This window comes from Candidatus Saccharibacteria bacterium (assembly GCA_016789455.1).
In the GTDB taxonomy this organism is placed as follows: Bacteria; Patescibacteriota; Saccharimonadia; order Saccharimonadales; family Saccharimonadaceae; genus CAIJKY01.
This window is the reverse complement of record JAEUQU010000002.1, coordinates 1,196,076-1,212,513: the sequence shown is the minus strand read 5'-3', so window position 1 is coordinate 1,212,513 and position 16,438 is coordinate 1,196,076. Positions and strand designations below refer to the sequence as shown.

Here is a 16,438-nt window from a genome sequence, read left to right as displayed (position 1 = left end):
GAGGGGTAGACTCATAGCATAAGCATATCATTGGGGCTGCAAAGGGAGACACCTTCACATGCTTTGTGCGACACACCAGGTAACAACCACCAGCAAGGCAATAAGAAAAGCATCAACAGCCCATTTCCCATACATGTCCCAGAACCGCGGCGGCACCTCTCCAAAGTAATCAAGGATGTATTTCCATTCTTTTCCCTTGGGTTGGCGCGTCAAATTAATCATATCTTCGACTTGGGTAAGTAATTTACGCTTTACCTGCTCAACATCCTTGTCGGTATAGCCATGCTTTTCTTTAAAGCCCTTTTCATGCAAGCTCCGTTCAGCCATATATTCAAGCAGACCGTTGTCGGCAGGCTCGTACAATAGGTGGGCATAGGACTGTCTACCGTCCCTGCCGGCTCGGCCAATCTGCTGCACATAATCAGTAATGCTTTGCGCGGGCATAAGATGAATCACATGACGTATGTCTGGGATATCAATTCCCATGCCAAATGCGGAAGTGCTAATGAGCACTCGCAGCCCTGGCTTTTGTATGCCTGTAAACCTATTCTGAATTTGCATTTTTACTTTAGGCTCTAGCTTGCTGTGGTAAAATTCTACCTCCAGTCCCCTGAAACGCAATTCGCTGAGCAATTCGTCTCCGCGCTTTACTGTCGGTACGAAAATTATAATCTTATGATCAGGGTTGCCAGTAATTGTTTGGTAGATATATTCAAGCTTTCCAATGTTTCTATTATGTAAGAAATTCCGTTCATGCGCCCGATGCACTAAAATTTCAATGTTCTTTTTTTCGAAGCCAGTGACGATTACTTTTGGCCGCTTCATGTTGAGAGAGGTAGTGATGTTCTTTTGTGTTTCTTTGGATGCCGTTGCCGTTAGCGCGATTACCGGCGGGTCACCTAACGTGCGCCGGATTTCGCCCAGTTTTCGATATGACGGACGAAACGCCATGCCCCACATATCAATCGCGTGCGCCTCATCGACAACGAGGTGTGAATAGTGAGTGTATAGATTTGAAGTAAGCGGATCTTTAGAGTCAAACCGCTCAGGCGCAACAAATATAAACTTATAGAGGTGCTGCCGAATAAACGAGTATCGTTTTCTCTTTTCTTCTGGAGAAAGCTCGCTATTTATGTAGGTAGTTGGAATTTTTTTGGACCAAATGCTTTCCATTTGATCTTTCATTAGTGCATTGAGTGGTGAGATTACCAACGAGGCACTTCCTCCCAACAGGCCTGGCATTTGATAACACACTGACTTGCCAGAGCCTGTAGGCGTAACAAATAGAACATCCCGCCCCGATAGTGCGGCTCGAATGGCAGTAAGCTGTCCCGGCCTGAAACTGTACTGTTTAGTCAAAAAGTAGAGATATGGACGTAAATCATACCCATCATCTACGCCCATCGCTCTTCTAATTTTAGAGAGGGCAGTTTTAGTCAGTCGGTTCATTTTTAGCAAAACACTCTGACTGTCAGGATAGAATGCATGGAATTCTGCATGCATACTTTTATGATGTATGTCACAAAGCGTGATAAGATTATCCGGCTCTTCCTTGCCTCCAAATTGTTCAGGCAAGATGTGGTGCAAGTTAATCACGTCACCGTTAAGACGCGACAAATCACAGCCACTCCATTGGCAAGTTTCATTATCACGTACATAACAGATAGCACGTACTGAGGTGGGTATCGTCCGTTTTGTCATTTAGCGCCACAGTGCCAATGCTTGAAATGTAATTTAACTTAAGCACTAATGCCATCGTTAAGTCTACTTCAATTTGGCCATGCAGCCTATCTCAAATCACGGAGTAGCTCGACTTTGTGACCAAAACATGAAGATATAACGGAATGCCCAGTAGTTGGCCCGCTTCACGAAATCTTCTGGTCATAGCTCGATCCGCGTTGCTGGGCTCTAAACTTCCCTCCGGATGATTATGAGCAATAACAATTTCGGCGGCGTTATCAACAATTGCGCTATAGAACACATCTCTTGGGTGGACGAGCGTAGCGTTGAGTGTTCCAATGCTTACAGTGTGCTTCTTGATAATTTCTCTTTGGCTACTAAGACTAAACGACATAAGATGCTCCTGACGACTTACTCGCTCCTCGCTAAGTCTCGCCAGAACCTCCTCAACTACACTAATTTTGTTTTTTCGCATGAACTAACCTCTTACGAGACTAGTCTATGACACTAAAACCATCCACCCCAATATTTGGTAGTTTTGTTTCATGAAATGATAATAATTGCTGCTTAAAGTACTCTCTCGTCTCCTCGTCGACCGAGTAGATAAAGCAACCCTTCATACCACGAGTCATGAGCGTACGATACGTATTCTTGATAATCGCATCAGCAATTGCATAAGCTTCCTCGGGATTTTCTTTATGCATGCCTTTATACCCCCAAAGTGCCCTATCTTGCGATGCACGTTTCAATGCATTAGTAACGACTTTTCCATCACGCACCACTAAATCTTCGCCTAAGATAACACCGACATAATCAAGCTCAAGCCCTTGGCAGGTGTAGATGCAGCCCACCTCATTCACCGAGTTCGGCTTAATAAGCCACGCTTGACCATCAACCTTTAAGTTCCAGCGCGCCGTAAAATCACCAATTTCAATATCGTGCAGCAGTGGATTCTTAGCGCTTTTCCAGTCCCAACAGTATCCTGCCACCAAGCGGGACTTATTATTGAGCTCATTCTTTTCGTGTATGTCTACAAGTAAGTCGTGCGGCGAGTCATATACGCGAAACTCATAATCAATGCCGTCCAGGTTTGTGTTTGCAGTTTCGCGCACTTCAAGCACATCATCAAGCCACGCCAGATATCCATCAGAGCCGTTGCAGCGGAATTGTGACGGCAACTCCAACTCAGTAACAGTTGCACCAAGCACCCTCGCCCATTTTCGAATCTCGTCTTTGCTGCCAATATCCTTCAATGTCACCTTTTGATCTTCATCAATAAAGAAGACTGAGAATTTGGCGGCATTGATAATTTCTTTTACTTCGTTCTCGCCAAGATTGCCGTAGACGCCTGACTTTTCCGTAAGGCGATGAGCTTCATCAACGATAAGTGTATCGAATTCATTGGCAGCAGCATCAACATAGCCAAAAGCAGATCGAAATAAATGTGATGCTTGTGACCTGAGACTACTGCCTGAAAGCTTAGCTTCAAACACTACGCGAGGTGCCGCATTACGCGTTACGTATTGAGATACTAAACCCTTTTGAATGAGATTTACCAAGAGGTTGACGGCCACCACAGACTTGCCCGTACCTGGGCCACCTTCCACGATTAGCACATTCTTCACCTCATCACTGGAATGTCGAGCCAAACTCAATGCAGTCTCGTAGACTACCTTCTGCTCATCAATTAGTATGAATTCCTGATTACCCTCTAGCATCGACCGGAGGCTATCGGCAAGCTGCTTTGATGGTCGCAACTGGCCGCGCTCGATGTTATAAAGCACGCCGTTTTCGTCACCACACTTAACGTACTGCTTGATAAAGTTTTGCAGCTTTTCGGCATCGGGCAGCAAAAAGACTGGCGCTTTGCTTGTATATTCCGCATAGCGCTCACTGTTTATAACGTCGTCGGGCTCATAGTTGTGAAGATAAGCGCACGGCTTTAAGATGATTTCATCTTGCTGTACGGTAGAGTTGTAGTTCTCAAGCATGGCCGCGTATGACCAGACTTGATATGACGGATGTGGCTCATCTCGATATTGCTTAGCTACAAAAGTATTAACCACGCCGTCTTTATCAGTCGCCGTAGCAGTTGACCACTGCTTAAGCTCTACAAGAATAGCCGTGTCGCGCCCATGCTCGTTCTGGCCCGTCAGAATAAAATCTACGCGCTTGGACGAGAGTGGCAGTCTATATTCAATGGCAACACCCGCGTTATCTGGGATATCGCTGCTAGACACCACCTTGTCCATGTACATCAAAGAGTTGTGCCACGAGCGAATTTCGGCCTCGCTCACTGGCAATTTGCCTGATGTCGAACCCGTAGCGCGCACAAATGATGCCAGAACTTTTTGCTCGATATTATTGGCGAGAATGTCGTGAGAGAACTGCTTTTTTGTGGCTGAGTAGATGATCATTCGGAAAGTTCGGTGTATTTCTTATGGCTACCCTTTGCTTTGGCAACAGGGTACTTCTTTTCGTTCTTGGCCATCTTGTCGTTGAAGGCTTCGACCAAATTAATGTCGAGCTTGTTGGCGAGTAGCAGCACCCAATAGAATACGTCCGCCAGTTCTTCACCGACATCACCCTTGTGCTTCTTGATGTGCTCGGCCATTTCTTCGGCGTTTTTCCATTGGAAGTGCTCCATGACCTCAGTAGCTTCAAGCGCAAGTGAGATGGAAAGGTCTTTGGGGTTATGGAATTGGTCCCAGTCGCGGGCGTCGCAGAATTGGCGGATTTGTTGCTGAAGATTTTTAAGTGAGGGTGTGCGTGAAATCATACTATTTAATACTTTCATCTGACCCTATTTTACTCGTCAGATTTTCAAATTCACCATAACTACTAATGAGCACCTCTCTCGGTCGCGATCCATCCGAAGGAGCAACAATTCCTTTTTGTTCCATCTCTTCAATAATTCTTGCCGCCCGAGAATAGCCGATGCGCAGCCTTCTTTGAAGCAGACTAGTTGAGGCCCTTCCTAGTTCAATAACAGTTCTTACGGCCTCCTCATATACATCATCTTGTTGAGTATATGGCCGATAAGCCTCAGGTGCTTTTGCAACTTGGTCGTCGCTAAACATGACGTTCTCGCTTGGCTGGGCAAGTAGAAATGAAACACTAGCTTCACGCATGGGGTGGTCTGCAAGCCACCTCCTTCCCATTTCTTGCCATAATAGAAACTTTAACGTGCGGTTATTTGCTAAGTAAGTTGCAATTTGTTTCAATGCCTGCGGATCCGCAAGTCGCAGAGCGCCATAATCTTTTGGTCGTTTTGCATCCGCAATGCCGTTACCATAGTTCTTCCAGTCCTTTATGTCATGGTCATTCCATCTGGAAATGATGGCGCAGTATTCTCTGTCTTCCTCGTCTTCCCCGCTAACAAGAAGGCCGTACAAATCTTGCGATACTTGCTGCAAGCTTCTAGTAACAGCAAAGAAACCAACCGGGATGGTGGCCTTCTCGACACTTGAATTTTTTAGTTTATATATTGCGCTGTCGGTGATAAGCCTGTTGATAAAACGAATGATCGCACGAGGGTTATAGTGACAAGTTTGGCTTATTATAGAATTTACCGAATGCAATTCATTGCGGGTAATTTCATTTTCAATACTGCTAATAATTTCATCAGTAAAGGTATCTATGCGTGAAGCATGCGGGGGAATGTCAAATGTTAGCTGGATCATTTTGTCCAGATAAGCACGGCCGTTGAAATGCTGAATCCCAAATTGTTTTTCATATTTTGACTGCAGGTACTCTTCAATAACAATTCTTGATGCCCCCAGCGCAAAAATGAAGCCAGGTTGAGAAAGAATCAGCTTTATACTCTCAAGTAGTCGCACCGCGTTTTCGGGAAAACAGCGATCAAGGTCATCAATAAGTACTAAAATTGTAATGTTTTTGGGAACAACATTGTCACTGATCTTGTGAAGCGCGTCGAATATTTGCTCATATGAATCTTGGTTTTCCGGAACTGATTCGCGGCCACTTCTATGCTCTTTATACGCCGCGTACGCAACACTGGGATCTACCTCGACCTCCGCGCCTCCACCTGGAAGGCTTAGTTGTCCTTTTATTTTTGATGCTTTAATTAGTGCCTTGAGCGCGTCCAAGAGTGTTTTACTTGAAGCCGCGATACTATCGTCACTCTGCTGCCTTAGTTCAATCGCCTCAATAATACTTTTTATTAATGGAATGATTGGATACTGAACACGTTCAAACATCCATGCGTTGAACCATACGGGGACTATCACTTGATCACTTCCTTCAAAGTTGTCGCTTATTAACTGTTGAGCGATTAATCTCATCAAGCTAGTTTTACCCATCCCCCATTCGCCAAATACGCCTATGGTAAAAGGTCCGCGTGTTCCACGAACAATACGAGCTATGACACTTGCGTAAGATATAAATTCTAGTGCGTCACTACGGCTATCTTCGGACTCGGCAACCGCCAAATCAGGGACAAGTTGTATGGGCATTTCAAATGACGATTGGCTATCCATATACTCTATACTAGCAATAATATTTACTGTTTTTCTTTAAGAAACTGCAAAACCTTAATAATTACCCATTTAGCCGTGACCTCCTGCTGTCGGTCTTCCATCTTATTAGCCATCTCGTTGTAGTATTCGGTGCTTATGCGTCCGTCCAAGCGGTCATCATACAAGCGTTGAAGTTTAGTAGTGATGCCGTAGCATTTAGCCCGTAGCGCTGGATAGCGGTAGTGAAGAAGTCTTGCACACGATACAGCGAGTCTGTTCGCTAGTCTTGTTGCTGTTGCGTATTCTAGTCATAGCGATATCGTACTTTATGACACTACAGCACATCGGAATTGATTGAGCTATAATGGCCCTACAAAATAAAGGAGTAGTATGTACGATAAACCATTTGAATATGACCGTGACGGCAAACGCTGGAGTGCTCAGCTTAAAGGATCACTTAAAGACTTAACAAGTCGTAAGCAGACACCGTTCGTAGTCAGCGAAGTCTATGAGAATGATGACGGCACTCTGACCGTTCACGTTACCAAGCGTGGCGACGATCTGCCTCATGGCGAGAATCCCATCACCGTCACACCGATTAAGTGATCCTGACGCCCTACCACGGACAATCCAAAGTCTCCGTCCCCTCCTCCACCTCCTGCCTCCCCCACGCCAACGCATACCCCCTCCAAAACTTCCGACTCTCCGGCAATTAATTCACATCCCCCGGAAACGGCGGCGCAACCCCACCCACCCACGCAGTAATCAGCTCATACACGCCGTCTATCTCTTTCACAAATATCGTCACGACAGAAGACGGCTGCGGCCCCTTCGATTTATTAAACAGCGTATACTCACTACGATTCTTACGCTTGGCATACACAATCACGTCACCCTCTTCATTCACCACCAAGTCAGTAGTGCCGATGATGCGGCCTAGGTCCGTCTCAAATATCATCTGCGGCCCATCCAGCACCGTCCCGGCCAGTATCTCCTGCACCAGCCCCTTCAACTGCGGCGTATCCGCAAAATGTGTCGCTGCGTGCGAACCCATGGGATCATAAAAGACAGGAAGGCCATTAGCTGAGGTGGCAAGCAGTTCTTTGTGCATGGCAACCAGTATAAGTATTGTGCTGCAAAAGAAAAACACCCCCTCCCAACCCGCTTCGCAGCAGGCCAGGAGAGGGCACACCTCACCCCCTGTCGGAGTCGTCGGGCTCAACCCCGTCCCCGTCGTCACTCCCCTCCCGCAACAGCGGCATCTCCTCCCTAGCGATGATCCGCTTCGCGATGATCTCCATCAGCAGCACCGCCACGAGGTGGTTGCCGGCCTCATCGAGGCCGCGCACCGCGCCGCGGAGGATGAGGTCGCCGTAGGTGAGCATGACGGCGCCGCCCTCCGGGATGTCGCCCCATGGGGGCATGTCCTCGGTGGGAGCGGGCTCGACGGCGTCGAAGAACTGGGTCGGGTCGACCATGCGCAGCTCCAGCGTGCTGCGAGCCATTTCGCGCAGGAGTGGCCGCAGGAGGCAGGCCGCCTCGGCGATGCGCCGCTTGTGCGAGACGCCCCAGCCGCCGGCGAACCAGACGAACCGCTCCGGGTGGTCCCAGTTGTTGGTGTCGGTGAGGTACTCGCCGTTGACGATCGGCGACGTCATCACAAAGCCGATGCTGTAGCCGGCGTTGATGGCGCCCGCGCTGATGATGCCGCCATCCAGCAGTGCCTGGACGACCGGCCGGGTCTCCACCAACAGCGCGGCCAGGTCCAGGCTGGTGCCGTCCCAGCACTGGAATGTCTGGGCGGTCGGGAAGGTGCCGGGGTTTACCGGTTCTGGTGTCATGGGTACTCCTTGGGAGTCGGTGCTGCAGGGTAGGACCGTGCGGCGGTGGTACACATACTACATCATTGTAGGGGCATGTCAATGCTTTTTAACGTAACAGGACTCACAATTGGTACTTGCCCATTCCCCATTCTTCACATATCTCACCTCTACCTTGTCGCCGGCATGAATATCCTTAATATCACTGATATGTTCCCGCGCACCACCATTGAGGGCCCCTCCGCCCGTTGAGATAATAAGCCCGTCAACTGATACGGCATTGCCGCCATCACAGATACCGATAGTCAATTGGTACTCATCGTACCCCGGCAGCCTTTCGCCGCCGCAGCTGGTCTGTTTCTCGACGACCGTTCCGCGTATGACATGTTTTTCTTTACTTGCCTCGACGATTTGATCGGTATGCATGAGAGTACGTTTATCTTCCTCGGCCTGCCAGGCACCGCCGGCTACTTTGGCAATAAGCAATACGACGACAACTAAAATTACCCCTGCAGCTGCCGCCAATACGCCAACCACGAGATGTTGCCGTTTCAGCCCGTCCGTCTTGCTGCCATTTTTACTGATTATTTTCTTCTGTGTCATATGACACTAGTATACCCCGACAAAAAGAACACCCCCTCCCGACCCCGCCACCAGGCAGAATCGGGAGAGGGCTTGAGGCCTCAGCGCTCGGCGCCGTCCCCGCCGTACTCGGCGTAGGCGGCGCTGCCGGCGTCGATCTTCTCGATGCCGGCAGCGGGCGTGGCGGCATCGGCAGCCGCCGCTCGCTTGGCCTCCACCGCCTCCTTCAGCCGGATCATCGCCGTGTTCTCCGGCAACAGGCCGTCACCGGCCGCCATCGGCTCGTAGAACAGGTGCAGCAGCAGCGCAGTGACGGTGTGGTCCCCGAGCTCGCTGAAGACGCTGATGGCGCCGCCCAGCTCGAGGTCGTCGAAGAACAGGCGCAGCGCACCGGCCCAGCCGAAGTCGCCCCAGGGGAACTCGTCGTTCTCGTCGACCGACGGGACGAGGTTCTCGAAAGTGAAGTTGGCGGGGTCAAGCCGCATCTCCAGCGTGCTGTCGACCTGCTCGCGCAGCATGCCCCGCAGCTTGCGGACCGCGTTGGCGATGAGCGCGTGCAGCCGCTTCTCGTCGCCCCAACCACCGGCGAACCAGACGTAGGTCGACGGGTCGTCGGGGTCGATCTTGCTGCGGTTGTCGTGACCGACTACCGCCGGCTCCAGCATGACGAAGCCCATGGCGTCGGTCTGCTTGAGGAAGCCGGCCTCCATCATGGCCTCGATGACCGGCCGGGCGCGCTTCACCAGCTCGACCATGTCGATGGTGGAGCCGTCCTTACAGGTGTAGACCCGCGTGAGCGGCAGGGTAGTGACGTCCAACGTACCCAGTGTCACAGAAGACTCCTGAGAGGTAAGTGCCGCAGGGTATGACCGTACGGCGACGGAGGCTATAATACAATATTATCTAAAAATCAGCAATGACGAGCTTATGCATCTCCATCATTTTGGCAAAGGCGCCCGGACGGCTCATCAGCTCTTCCATGTTCTCCGGCACCACCTGCCAGCTGACGCCGAACTGGTCCTTGCACCAGCCGCACTGCTCGGCTTCTGGTACGGTGGAGAGTTTTTCCCAGAAATAATCAATCTCGGCCTGGTCGCGGCAGCTGATCGACAGCGAGATACCCTCGTTGAAGTTGAACTGGTGCTCCACGCCACTGTCCATGACGGCAAACCACTGCTCACCCACGGCGAATTCACCATACATCAGCGAGCCGGCCTTGGCGGGACCGGTGTCGTCGGGGTAGCGGGCCAAGGTGCCGGCTTTGGCGTCTTTAAAGATTGAGACGTAGTGGTTCAGCGCTTCTTCGGCCCGGTTGTTGTTATCACCGATGAACATCAGCGCCGGCACGATGAACGGCCGCGGCTCACCCGCCGGGTCGGTCAGCATCAACTGCCAACTGATGTTAAAGCGGTCCTGTACCCAGCCGTAGTGCTGGCTGAAGTCATACGTGTCCAGTGGCATCAGCACCTGGCCACCCTCGCTCAGCTTAGCCCAGAGCTCATCCAGGTGTTCGCGGGCCTGCTCATCACGCGAGGGGTCAAAGTTTACCATAAAGGAAATGGAGGGGTTGGGCGTAAACGCCGGGCCGGCATTGATGGCGGTGAAATGCATGCCACCCAACTCAAACTCGATGCTGAGTTCTTTGCCAGCCAGGTCCTGCTGGAAGTCGGCCAGGCCCTCCTCGGCGCTTTCCGGATAGTTGGCTACGGAGAGAATCTTGCCGTCAGGAAAGGCTGAAACGTAGAAATCAACTGCCTCGCGTGCGCCGTCGAACCAAAGGTTGGGGGTGATTTTTTGCATGGTGGCCTCCTGATTAAGATACCTCCATCATACCACCAGGGGAAGGTTCGACCACATATACCCTGTTATTCAGACTGTTTTTCGACGATTTTCGTGCCGTCCAGCAGCGCCTGGAACATTTCGTTGTTCCTGGTATTATCGCTGGAGGTTGACGAAAGCCGGTACGAGTAATTACCGCTTTTCACCACATAAACTCTGATCGGCTGCACATAGGAATAGCCGTCCGCCGTCACAAGCCAGGCCATTTGGCCGGCGATGGTGGTCTCTTGTATGAGTATGCCGTCGCGGTTGGCTTCGCGCAGGTTGGCGGCGACTGCTTCGGCGTCCTGCTCGGGTGTCAGTTGGTTGGTGCCGTGCTCAATCGCCACATATTCGTATCTGTCGTCGCTGATGATGCCGGCCTCGTTGATACGGCCTATCTTCAGTTCGGCACCCGGCACGCCGCCCCGGTTGCCATCCACATTGACGATGATCTTATATGGATGTGGCAACGTGATGGTCAGGCCGGCGGTGGTGTAGGTGGTGGGCCCCTTCGCCGTTGCTTCTTTTTGGGCAGCGGTGCCATTGGCCTGCTTGAGCGTCTTAACCTCTGCTTGGAGCGCGCGGTGCATACTGGCAGCTTCGCTCTGCTGCCATACATACACCCCATACGCTGCAGCGCCAACCAGCATCAGGACGCCCAACGCTGACATAAGTTTTTTGAATGCTCGGTGATCGCGCCGTGGTGCTGGTTGCGGTGCGCCTAGGCTCGGGTAGATGTCCATACGGGTTTTGATAGTTCCTTTACTATAAGCATAACAAATCACGTTGCAATGATCACAATGGCTGATGCAAAAAACTTAAATGCAAAGCCTTTTACCAAACGGAAAGATGGCGCACCAAATTGTCCAGAAAGTCAATGTCTCCGAAGTGGTCCAAGGAGGATAGAGTTGCCGCCTACAGTATTGGCGAGGTTAATAACGTTGCCGTTGGCGTCCACCTTTCACACACCCCTGTCGCAGCCGACAATTAGCATAGTGGAGGTGAGGACGGACCACCAGCGGGCGTCTGAGGTGCTGTTTCTTTCATAGTTTTATCTGATTGGCATTATTTGCTACCCCTCATCCGTCCCGGCCGAGCGTATCCACTTAATCCGTAAAATTAAGATGGTTAATTACTGAGTCAATGGTTTTCTCATCAAGCTCCGGTGTCACATTGCAGCGGTAGCTATATGAACCTTTAAGACTTTCAAAGTAATACTGAATTTCTTTGGAGGTTGTCGCTTGGCTTACTGGTCGCGTGACCTGCACATACCGTATCGCTTTTCGATCATTGAGGATAAACTCATCCTTTTGCTTGATGTCTGTAATATGCTTGCTTCGGATGTCCTTAACAACTCCATCGTCATCTTGGTCTTGCGCCTCAAACCTAGCGGTCGCCTCTAAATACGAAAGACTTGAATGACCTATCGAGCAAGGCAGGATAGTCTTAGTATCCAGTCTGCTAATCATAATATAGCGGGATGGTTCTGAATGAGTGAGCTTTTCCACGTATATCGCAACGTTCCAATTACCAGGATGTGCAAAGTTCAATTTTTCTTCTTTATCTGAAAACTCTTGCCAGTCGGGAGGAGGAGTGGAGGCTGTAATGGCTTGCAGCGTGTCTACAAGTGCTATATGCGTCTTAGCACCACTAGATCCGGCTTGATTGCCCTGGGACACCGCCCCCTCCTTTGCCGGCTGCCTGACCGACTCATCGCGCGCGAGGATGAAGCTGTAAAGTAGTACCGCAAGGCCTAGTGCCATACACAGCATTATAAGGACTATGATGAACTTTGAGCGCGGAGTTAGCGTTTGCCATAACTTCATAATAATATGTCCTTCTATTTACAGGTTATTGAGCAAGGTAAATTATCATCGTACGCATCAAATACGTTATCACCAGTTAAGTCATACCGCTTGCTCTTATTGGCGAAGTCACTCATGCCAACAAGAATAGCCAGGTGATCATTATGGGTAATAAACTCATTACTGTTTGCAAAACTAAGCTCTGGCGCGGCCGTTCCATTATTAAGTGCATGCGTATAATTCATTATACTATAGTAGCCAAAGTGTATTTCATCATCCCAAAACGGGTCTTCTTCACTTATGTCGATCCCTGAGTAAATACACTGTTCCGATTGTGCCTCATATTGTTTCTCATCAGCCAGGCACAAGCTATGGCCAAGCTCATGTAGGATGGTCTTGGATATGGCAGCGTCAAAACTATTACTGCCAACCAAATCAAGTATTGACTGGTGTGCAATCGCTATATCATCATCACCAGACCAAGCCTGCCCTCTTAATGTGGGGTGCACAATGCTATAGTCTGGCGAGCTAGGAGTGTTTGACTTTGCTAACTTTTCCGCTGAAATCATATACCTCCATACCCCTTCTCTGTACAGCGTGGCAAAATGAGAAGGCTCTGTCGTGTTGGTTGCATCCTTGCTGACCGACCCTAATTTGTAGTATAAAATATCTTCCTTCCCGGGCACAGACGGCACATTAAAATGAAATATTTCTTCATCTCTCGATATTTCATCACCACCCCCATAGTCACCTACCTCATCACCACTTGACACTAGGCTGTTATTGCCCGTTGTCTGCCCAATGTCAAAGTGAGCTTTAATGCCCAGTGCATCAAAAGCTTGGATCACTGGCACGATTTGATTGGGGGTGATCTGTGTGGACGGCCCATTCGTTTGCTTCACCCAGTCAATCTGAACATACACATCCTTAACCAATGGATTTGGGACTGCGCAGTCTTCCTCATAGTCTACAGGGTTCGGCTTACAGTAGGTTTCAATTAGATAACCATACCATTGAGACTCCTTGTAGTCGTTGATTCCATCATTGTCTAAGTCGTAATCGTAATCATTTGTGCCTTGAATATTTTCCCGCCCCATATTCAAGCCATCCTTATCAATATCCAGTGTTGAGTAGTTGTAACTGGACAGAGGCTCCGAACGTGGATATCGGTCGCCAATAGCGTTAACCAAATCTACGACTGTCACGAAAGTATTATTCGTTGTCCCACAAAAATTAGCGTACCATTCTAACTTACACGACATAAAGTATGCCTTGCCGCTCTGCAGATCGACTTTCGTCCCCGCCCCGAACTTATCCTGGCCGTTCGGATCCATAGTGTAATCGTCGGACGAAGCGTAGACAATCGAACTATTGCCGCTCGTGTCAACTTTGCGCACCACTACATAGCGATCGGAATTACTGTACTGCGTCACATCGGCCGTCGATACCAGGATGGCTACGCCGTTGTTGTCAACAGCTGGCTGGCTGGTCATGCGCACGGTCGCGAAGCCCTCGTTACTCAGGTTGTTGAGGTTCTTGTTGTAGACGACCGTGTCGCTGACTGAGTATTTCACCAGCATGTCGTCGTAGGCACCCGAGGTGCCAGGCTGGGCGCCAAGAACGATTACGCCGTTATCTGGTGAGATAGTCACGCTATCCGGTACGAAGCTGCAGGTGCTGACCGGCACGGTAGAACGTCCAGGATTAGTGCCACTGGCGGGCGTCGCCCGCACCAGCTCCACCGAGCCGGTGCATGTAGCATTCGGGTTGTTGGCGTCCGACTGGGTGCCGTTGGAGAGGATGGCGTAGACATAGCCCGCCCCGTTGCCGCTGGCGTGCAGGATGAACTGGCCGGAGGATTGGGCAAGGTTGAGCGCGGTGCCGGTGCCTTCCACTAGCTCGTCGTCGGTAATGTCACTCGCCGTATTGTTGGTGTCGAAGGCGGCGTAGCGGACGGTGGTGCCGTCAAGGAAGGCGACGCCGTTCTCACCCGGGAAGACGTGGTCGAACTGCTTGGGATGCCAGGAGCCGGAGAGGCTCGGGCCTTGCAGCGGCAGGCTGTCGATGACCTGGCCGTCCAAAGCGTCCAGCATGTAGAGGCGGTTGTCCGGGCTGCTGCAGCCGGCGGGCGCGTAGGCATAGACAAAGACGTACTTATTAAAGCCGATGGTCGGAAAGAAGAGTTCGCCCTGCTTGGCTTCGGGCGTGTTGGCGGAGGGGCAGGCCTCTGCCCGGAACGGCTCATGCCACATCTCGGCATTGGCGCGGTACGCCGACAGCCGCCGTTCGTAGTTGCCAAAAGCATCCTTGACCTCGTAAGCATAGACGGTGTCGTCCAGGCCGACGCCCATGCCGACGTTGTCGCAGTAGGGCGCCCACCAGTCGCTGCTGGCGTCACGTGTCACGGCATTAGTGACGGCATGGCTCGATGAGTAGGTCTTGCTGTAGGTCCAGGGCGTTGTGGTGCTGTTGCAGACGGAGGCATTGTAGCTGCCGTCTTTGTGTGCGGAGACGTTCTCGGGAATATACGACCCGGTAGCGGTGTGGACGGCTGCGGCTCCTGCCGTGGCAGGGCTGGTTATGTGCACTGCCGCCACGCCCGCGATTAACGCTGCCGCTACCATCCCGCGCTTGAAGATTGTCCCCACCGTTACTCCTTTGGTTATTCATCGCTACAAATTCTTGCCCTCTCTAGCTTGAGCGCCAGCCTGGGAACAAACAATATATTGCATATTATACAGCAATACGTTCCCGCTTATATCTTCGTATTTCAAATAATCGTCATCATGATGAAACCCCGCCAGGCGGCGAGGCTCATCACGGGGATGGCACTCACTGCCCGGGCGGGGCGGCACCCGGCTGGTCGTAGCCGGGCAGTTCCTCGTGGTCCAGTGCACGCAGTAGCGCGCACAGCGTCTCGAGGCTGCAGACTTCCAGCCGGTGCAGGATGGCCGGCAGTGTCACCCCGCCCTGCTGGACTGAGGCGAGGGCGTGCAGGTCGCCCAGCAGCTGGTCATCCAGGGTGGTGTCTGGCCGGGTCAGCAGCACATGCAGGCGCCGACGCATCACCTCGGTCAACCGTGCGACCAATGCCCGGCCGGCCGCACGCTGATCGTGGCGGCGGCGATCATCGGCCCGGCTGCGCAGCGCGGCTTCGATGACACTAGCCGCTGCCCGCTCCGACGAGTGCACCCCGTGTGGCCCGTAGCTGATGACGAAGTACTGTGCCTGCGCCGAGGTGAAGTCCTCCCCCGCCGGCACGTAGGCCATGGTCATGCCACCACCCCAATCTGCCAGGTAGGCGTAATCGGCGTAGACCACACCGTACCGGCCGTCCGTCAGAGTGCGAACGCGCCGGTCCAGGAAAGCTAGGGCGGCATCTGCGTCGCCTTGGCCATTAAATGTCAGGCCCTGGTGATACGGTGCGGTGCCGTAGTCGACCTTGCGGCTGAGCGTACCGGCCACCAGGTCGTCGGCGATGAGCGACAGGGCGTTGGTGAGGCCGAGGCGGAGGGGCATGTGGGCTCCTTGATTAACTGAGGTGCTGCGAGCGGATCCCGCGGGCACACCACGTATTCTTCACCACATCACCTCTGTTATCCAGGGTAAGTATGTACCCTTGACACTCCCCGTTCCCCGTGGCATTCTATTGACTTTTCAGTAAATTTGTGATACAATAGTAGTATTCGGCTTACTGCCGAACCCGTCGAACATTGGAGCCCCAATGCCCACCATGGCACCCACCGCCATCGACCAGGACCACCTCACCCAGGGTGCCCGCAGGCTCCTCGTGGAGCGGCTGGGCATGTTGGTCCCGGACAGCGAGGCGCCGACGCTCACCTACGTGGAGCGCTGGCGCCAGTGCTTCGTGGCTGGTGGCGAATGCGCCCACCACTACTCCGGCAGCCGCGGCGGCACGCGCCGTGACTGTGACATGATGATCACGCTGTACAATCTGCGGGCCGACTTCGGTCCGCTCACCGAGGTGCGCGGCTGGGCCTACGCCTACACGGTGCCCCAGCAGTACCCTGGTGACCAGGGCTTCTGGTCGGAGCCGTACGCCGAGTACGACATCTGGAGCCACTTCAGGCGTGACGCCCAGGTTCTCCGGGTGGCCCGCCGCATCCAGAACGGTAAGATCACCATGGCCCGGCGGGACACCTTCAACTGGACCGTCCCGACCATCCTGGGCTTCACCGGCCACCCCAAGCGCTACACCGCTGTTCACCACAGTGATCCGTGGCGGTGACGC

At 52.0% G+C, this 16,438-nt stretch carries 16 protein-coding genes; 2 read left to right on the top strand and 14 right to left on the bottom strand.

Features of this window, described 5'->3' with window-relative positions; genetic code table 11:
- Positions 1-54: 54 nt before the first annotated feature.
- The 5 genes from JNJ66_07430 to JNJ66_07410 all read right to left on the bottom strand — a co-directional run bounded on the left by JNJ66_07430 (position 55) and on the right by JNJ66_07410 (position 6,179).
- A complete protein-coding gene (locus tag JNJ66_07430; protein ID MBL8160256.1) occupies positions 55-1,617 on the bottom strand; it encodes a RecQ family ATP-dependent DNA helicase in 1,563 nt (520 codons plus the stop codon).
- Positions 1,618-1,792: 175 nt separating this feature from the next.
- Complete coding sequence (locus JNJ66_07425) at positions 1,793-2,155, bottom strand: JAB domain-containing protein (protein MBL8160255.1); 363 nt, start codon at positions 2,153-2,155, stop codon at positions 1,793-1,795.
- Positions 2,156-2,174: 19 nt separating this feature from the next.
- Positions 2,175-4,097 (bottom strand): DUF2075 domain-containing protein, encoded by a 1,923-nt coding sequence (locus tag JNJ66_07420; GenBank protein MBL8160254.1) that lies wholly within the window; start codon positions 4,095-4,097, stop codon positions 2,175-2,177.
- Positions 4,094-4,459 carry a nucleotide pyrophosphohydrolase gene (locus JNJ66_07415; protein MBL8160253.1) on the bottom strand — a complete coding sequence of 122 codons (366 nt, stop codon included), beginning with the start codon at positions 4,457-4,459 and terminating at the stop codon, positions 4,094-4,096. Before JNJ66_07415 ends, JNJ66_07420 begins: the two co-directional genes overlap by 4 nt.
- Before the next feature lies 1 nt (position 4,460).
- A complete protein-coding gene (locus JNJ66_07410) occupies positions 4,461-6,179 on the bottom strand; it encodes a hypothetical protein (protein MBL8160252.1) in 1,719 nt (572 codons plus the stop codon).
- 369 nt (positions 6,180-6,548) lie between these two features.
- Here JNJ66_07410 and JNJ66_07405 point away from each other — a divergent pair, with 369 nt between their 5' ends.
- Positions 6,549-6,764, top strand: coding sequence for a hypothetical protein (locus JNJ66_07405; protein MBL8160251.1), 216 nt, complete (start codon positions 6,549-6,551; stop codon positions 6,762-6,764).
- A gap of 106 nt (positions 6,765-6,870) precedes the next feature.
- Here the strand turns inward: JNJ66_07405 and JNJ66_07400 are convergent, their stop codons facing one another.
- The 9 genes from JNJ66_07400 to JNJ66_07360 all read right to left on the bottom strand — a co-directional run bounded on the left by JNJ66_07400 (position 6,871) and on the right by JNJ66_07360 (position 15,705).
- Entirely contained in the window at positions 6,871-7,269 is a 399-nt protein-coding gene (locus JNJ66_07400; GenBank protein MBL8160250.1) for a hypothetical protein, read from the bottom strand.
- 82 nt (positions 7,270-7,351) lie between these two features.
- A complete protein-coding gene (locus tag JNJ66_07395) occupies positions 7,352-7,999 on the bottom strand; it encodes a hypothetical protein (protein MBL8160249.1) in 648 nt (215 codons plus the stop codon).
- A 78-nt stretch (positions 8,000-8,077) separates the two neighbouring features.
- A complete protein-coding gene (locus JNJ66_07390) occupies positions 8,078-8,581 on the bottom strand; it encodes a hypothetical protein (protein ID MBL8160248.1) in 504 nt (167 codons plus the stop codon).
- Positions 8,582-8,661: 80 nt separating this feature from the next.
- Positions 8,662-9,378 carry a hypothetical protein gene (locus JNJ66_07385; GenBank protein ID MBL8160247.1) on the bottom strand — a complete coding sequence of 239 codons (717 nt, stop codon included), beginning with the start codon at positions 9,376-9,378 and terminating at the stop codon, positions 8,662-8,664.
- An 85-nt stretch (positions 9,379-9,463) separates the two neighbouring features.
- Positions 9,464-10,360 carry a VOC family protein gene (locus tag JNJ66_07380; protein MBL8160246.1) on the bottom strand — a complete coding sequence of 299 codons (897 nt, stop codon included), beginning with the start codon at positions 10,358-10,360 and terminating at the stop codon, positions 9,464-9,466.
- A gap of 65 nt (positions 10,361-10,425) precedes the next feature.
- Positions 10,426-11,124, bottom strand: coding sequence for a hypothetical protein (locus JNJ66_07375; GenBank protein ID MBL8160245.1), 699 nt, complete (start codon positions 11,122-11,124; stop codon positions 10,426-10,428).
- Positions 11,125-11,487: 363 nt separating this feature from the next.
- Positions 11,488-12,207, bottom strand: a complete 720-nt coding sequence (locus tag JNJ66_07370) for a hypothetical protein (GenBank protein ID MBL8160244.1) — start codon at positions 12,205-12,207, stop codon at positions 11,488-11,490.
- A gap of 14 nt (positions 12,208-12,221) precedes the next feature.
- Complete coding sequence (locus tag JNJ66_07365) at positions 12,222-14,834, bottom strand: hypothetical protein (GenBank protein ID MBL8160243.1); 2,613 nt, start codon at positions 14,832-14,834, stop codon at positions 12,222-12,224.
- A gap of 184 nt (positions 14,835-15,018) precedes the next feature.
- Complete coding sequence (locus JNJ66_07360) at positions 15,019-15,705, bottom strand: hypothetical protein (GenBank protein MBL8160242.1); 687 nt, start codon at positions 15,703-15,705, stop codon at positions 15,019-15,021.
- Between the two features lie 205 nt (positions 15,706-15,910).
- Here JNJ66_07360 and JNJ66_07355 point away from each other — a divergent pair, with 205 nt between their 5' ends.
- The gene (locus tag JNJ66_07355; GenBank protein ID MBL8160241.1) at positions 15,911-16,435 is read left to right on the top strand and encodes a hypothetical protein; all 525 of its coding nucleotides are present in this window, start codon (positions 15,911-15,913) and stop codon (positions 16,433-16,435) included.
- Positions 16,436-16,438: the final 3 nt, after the last annotated feature.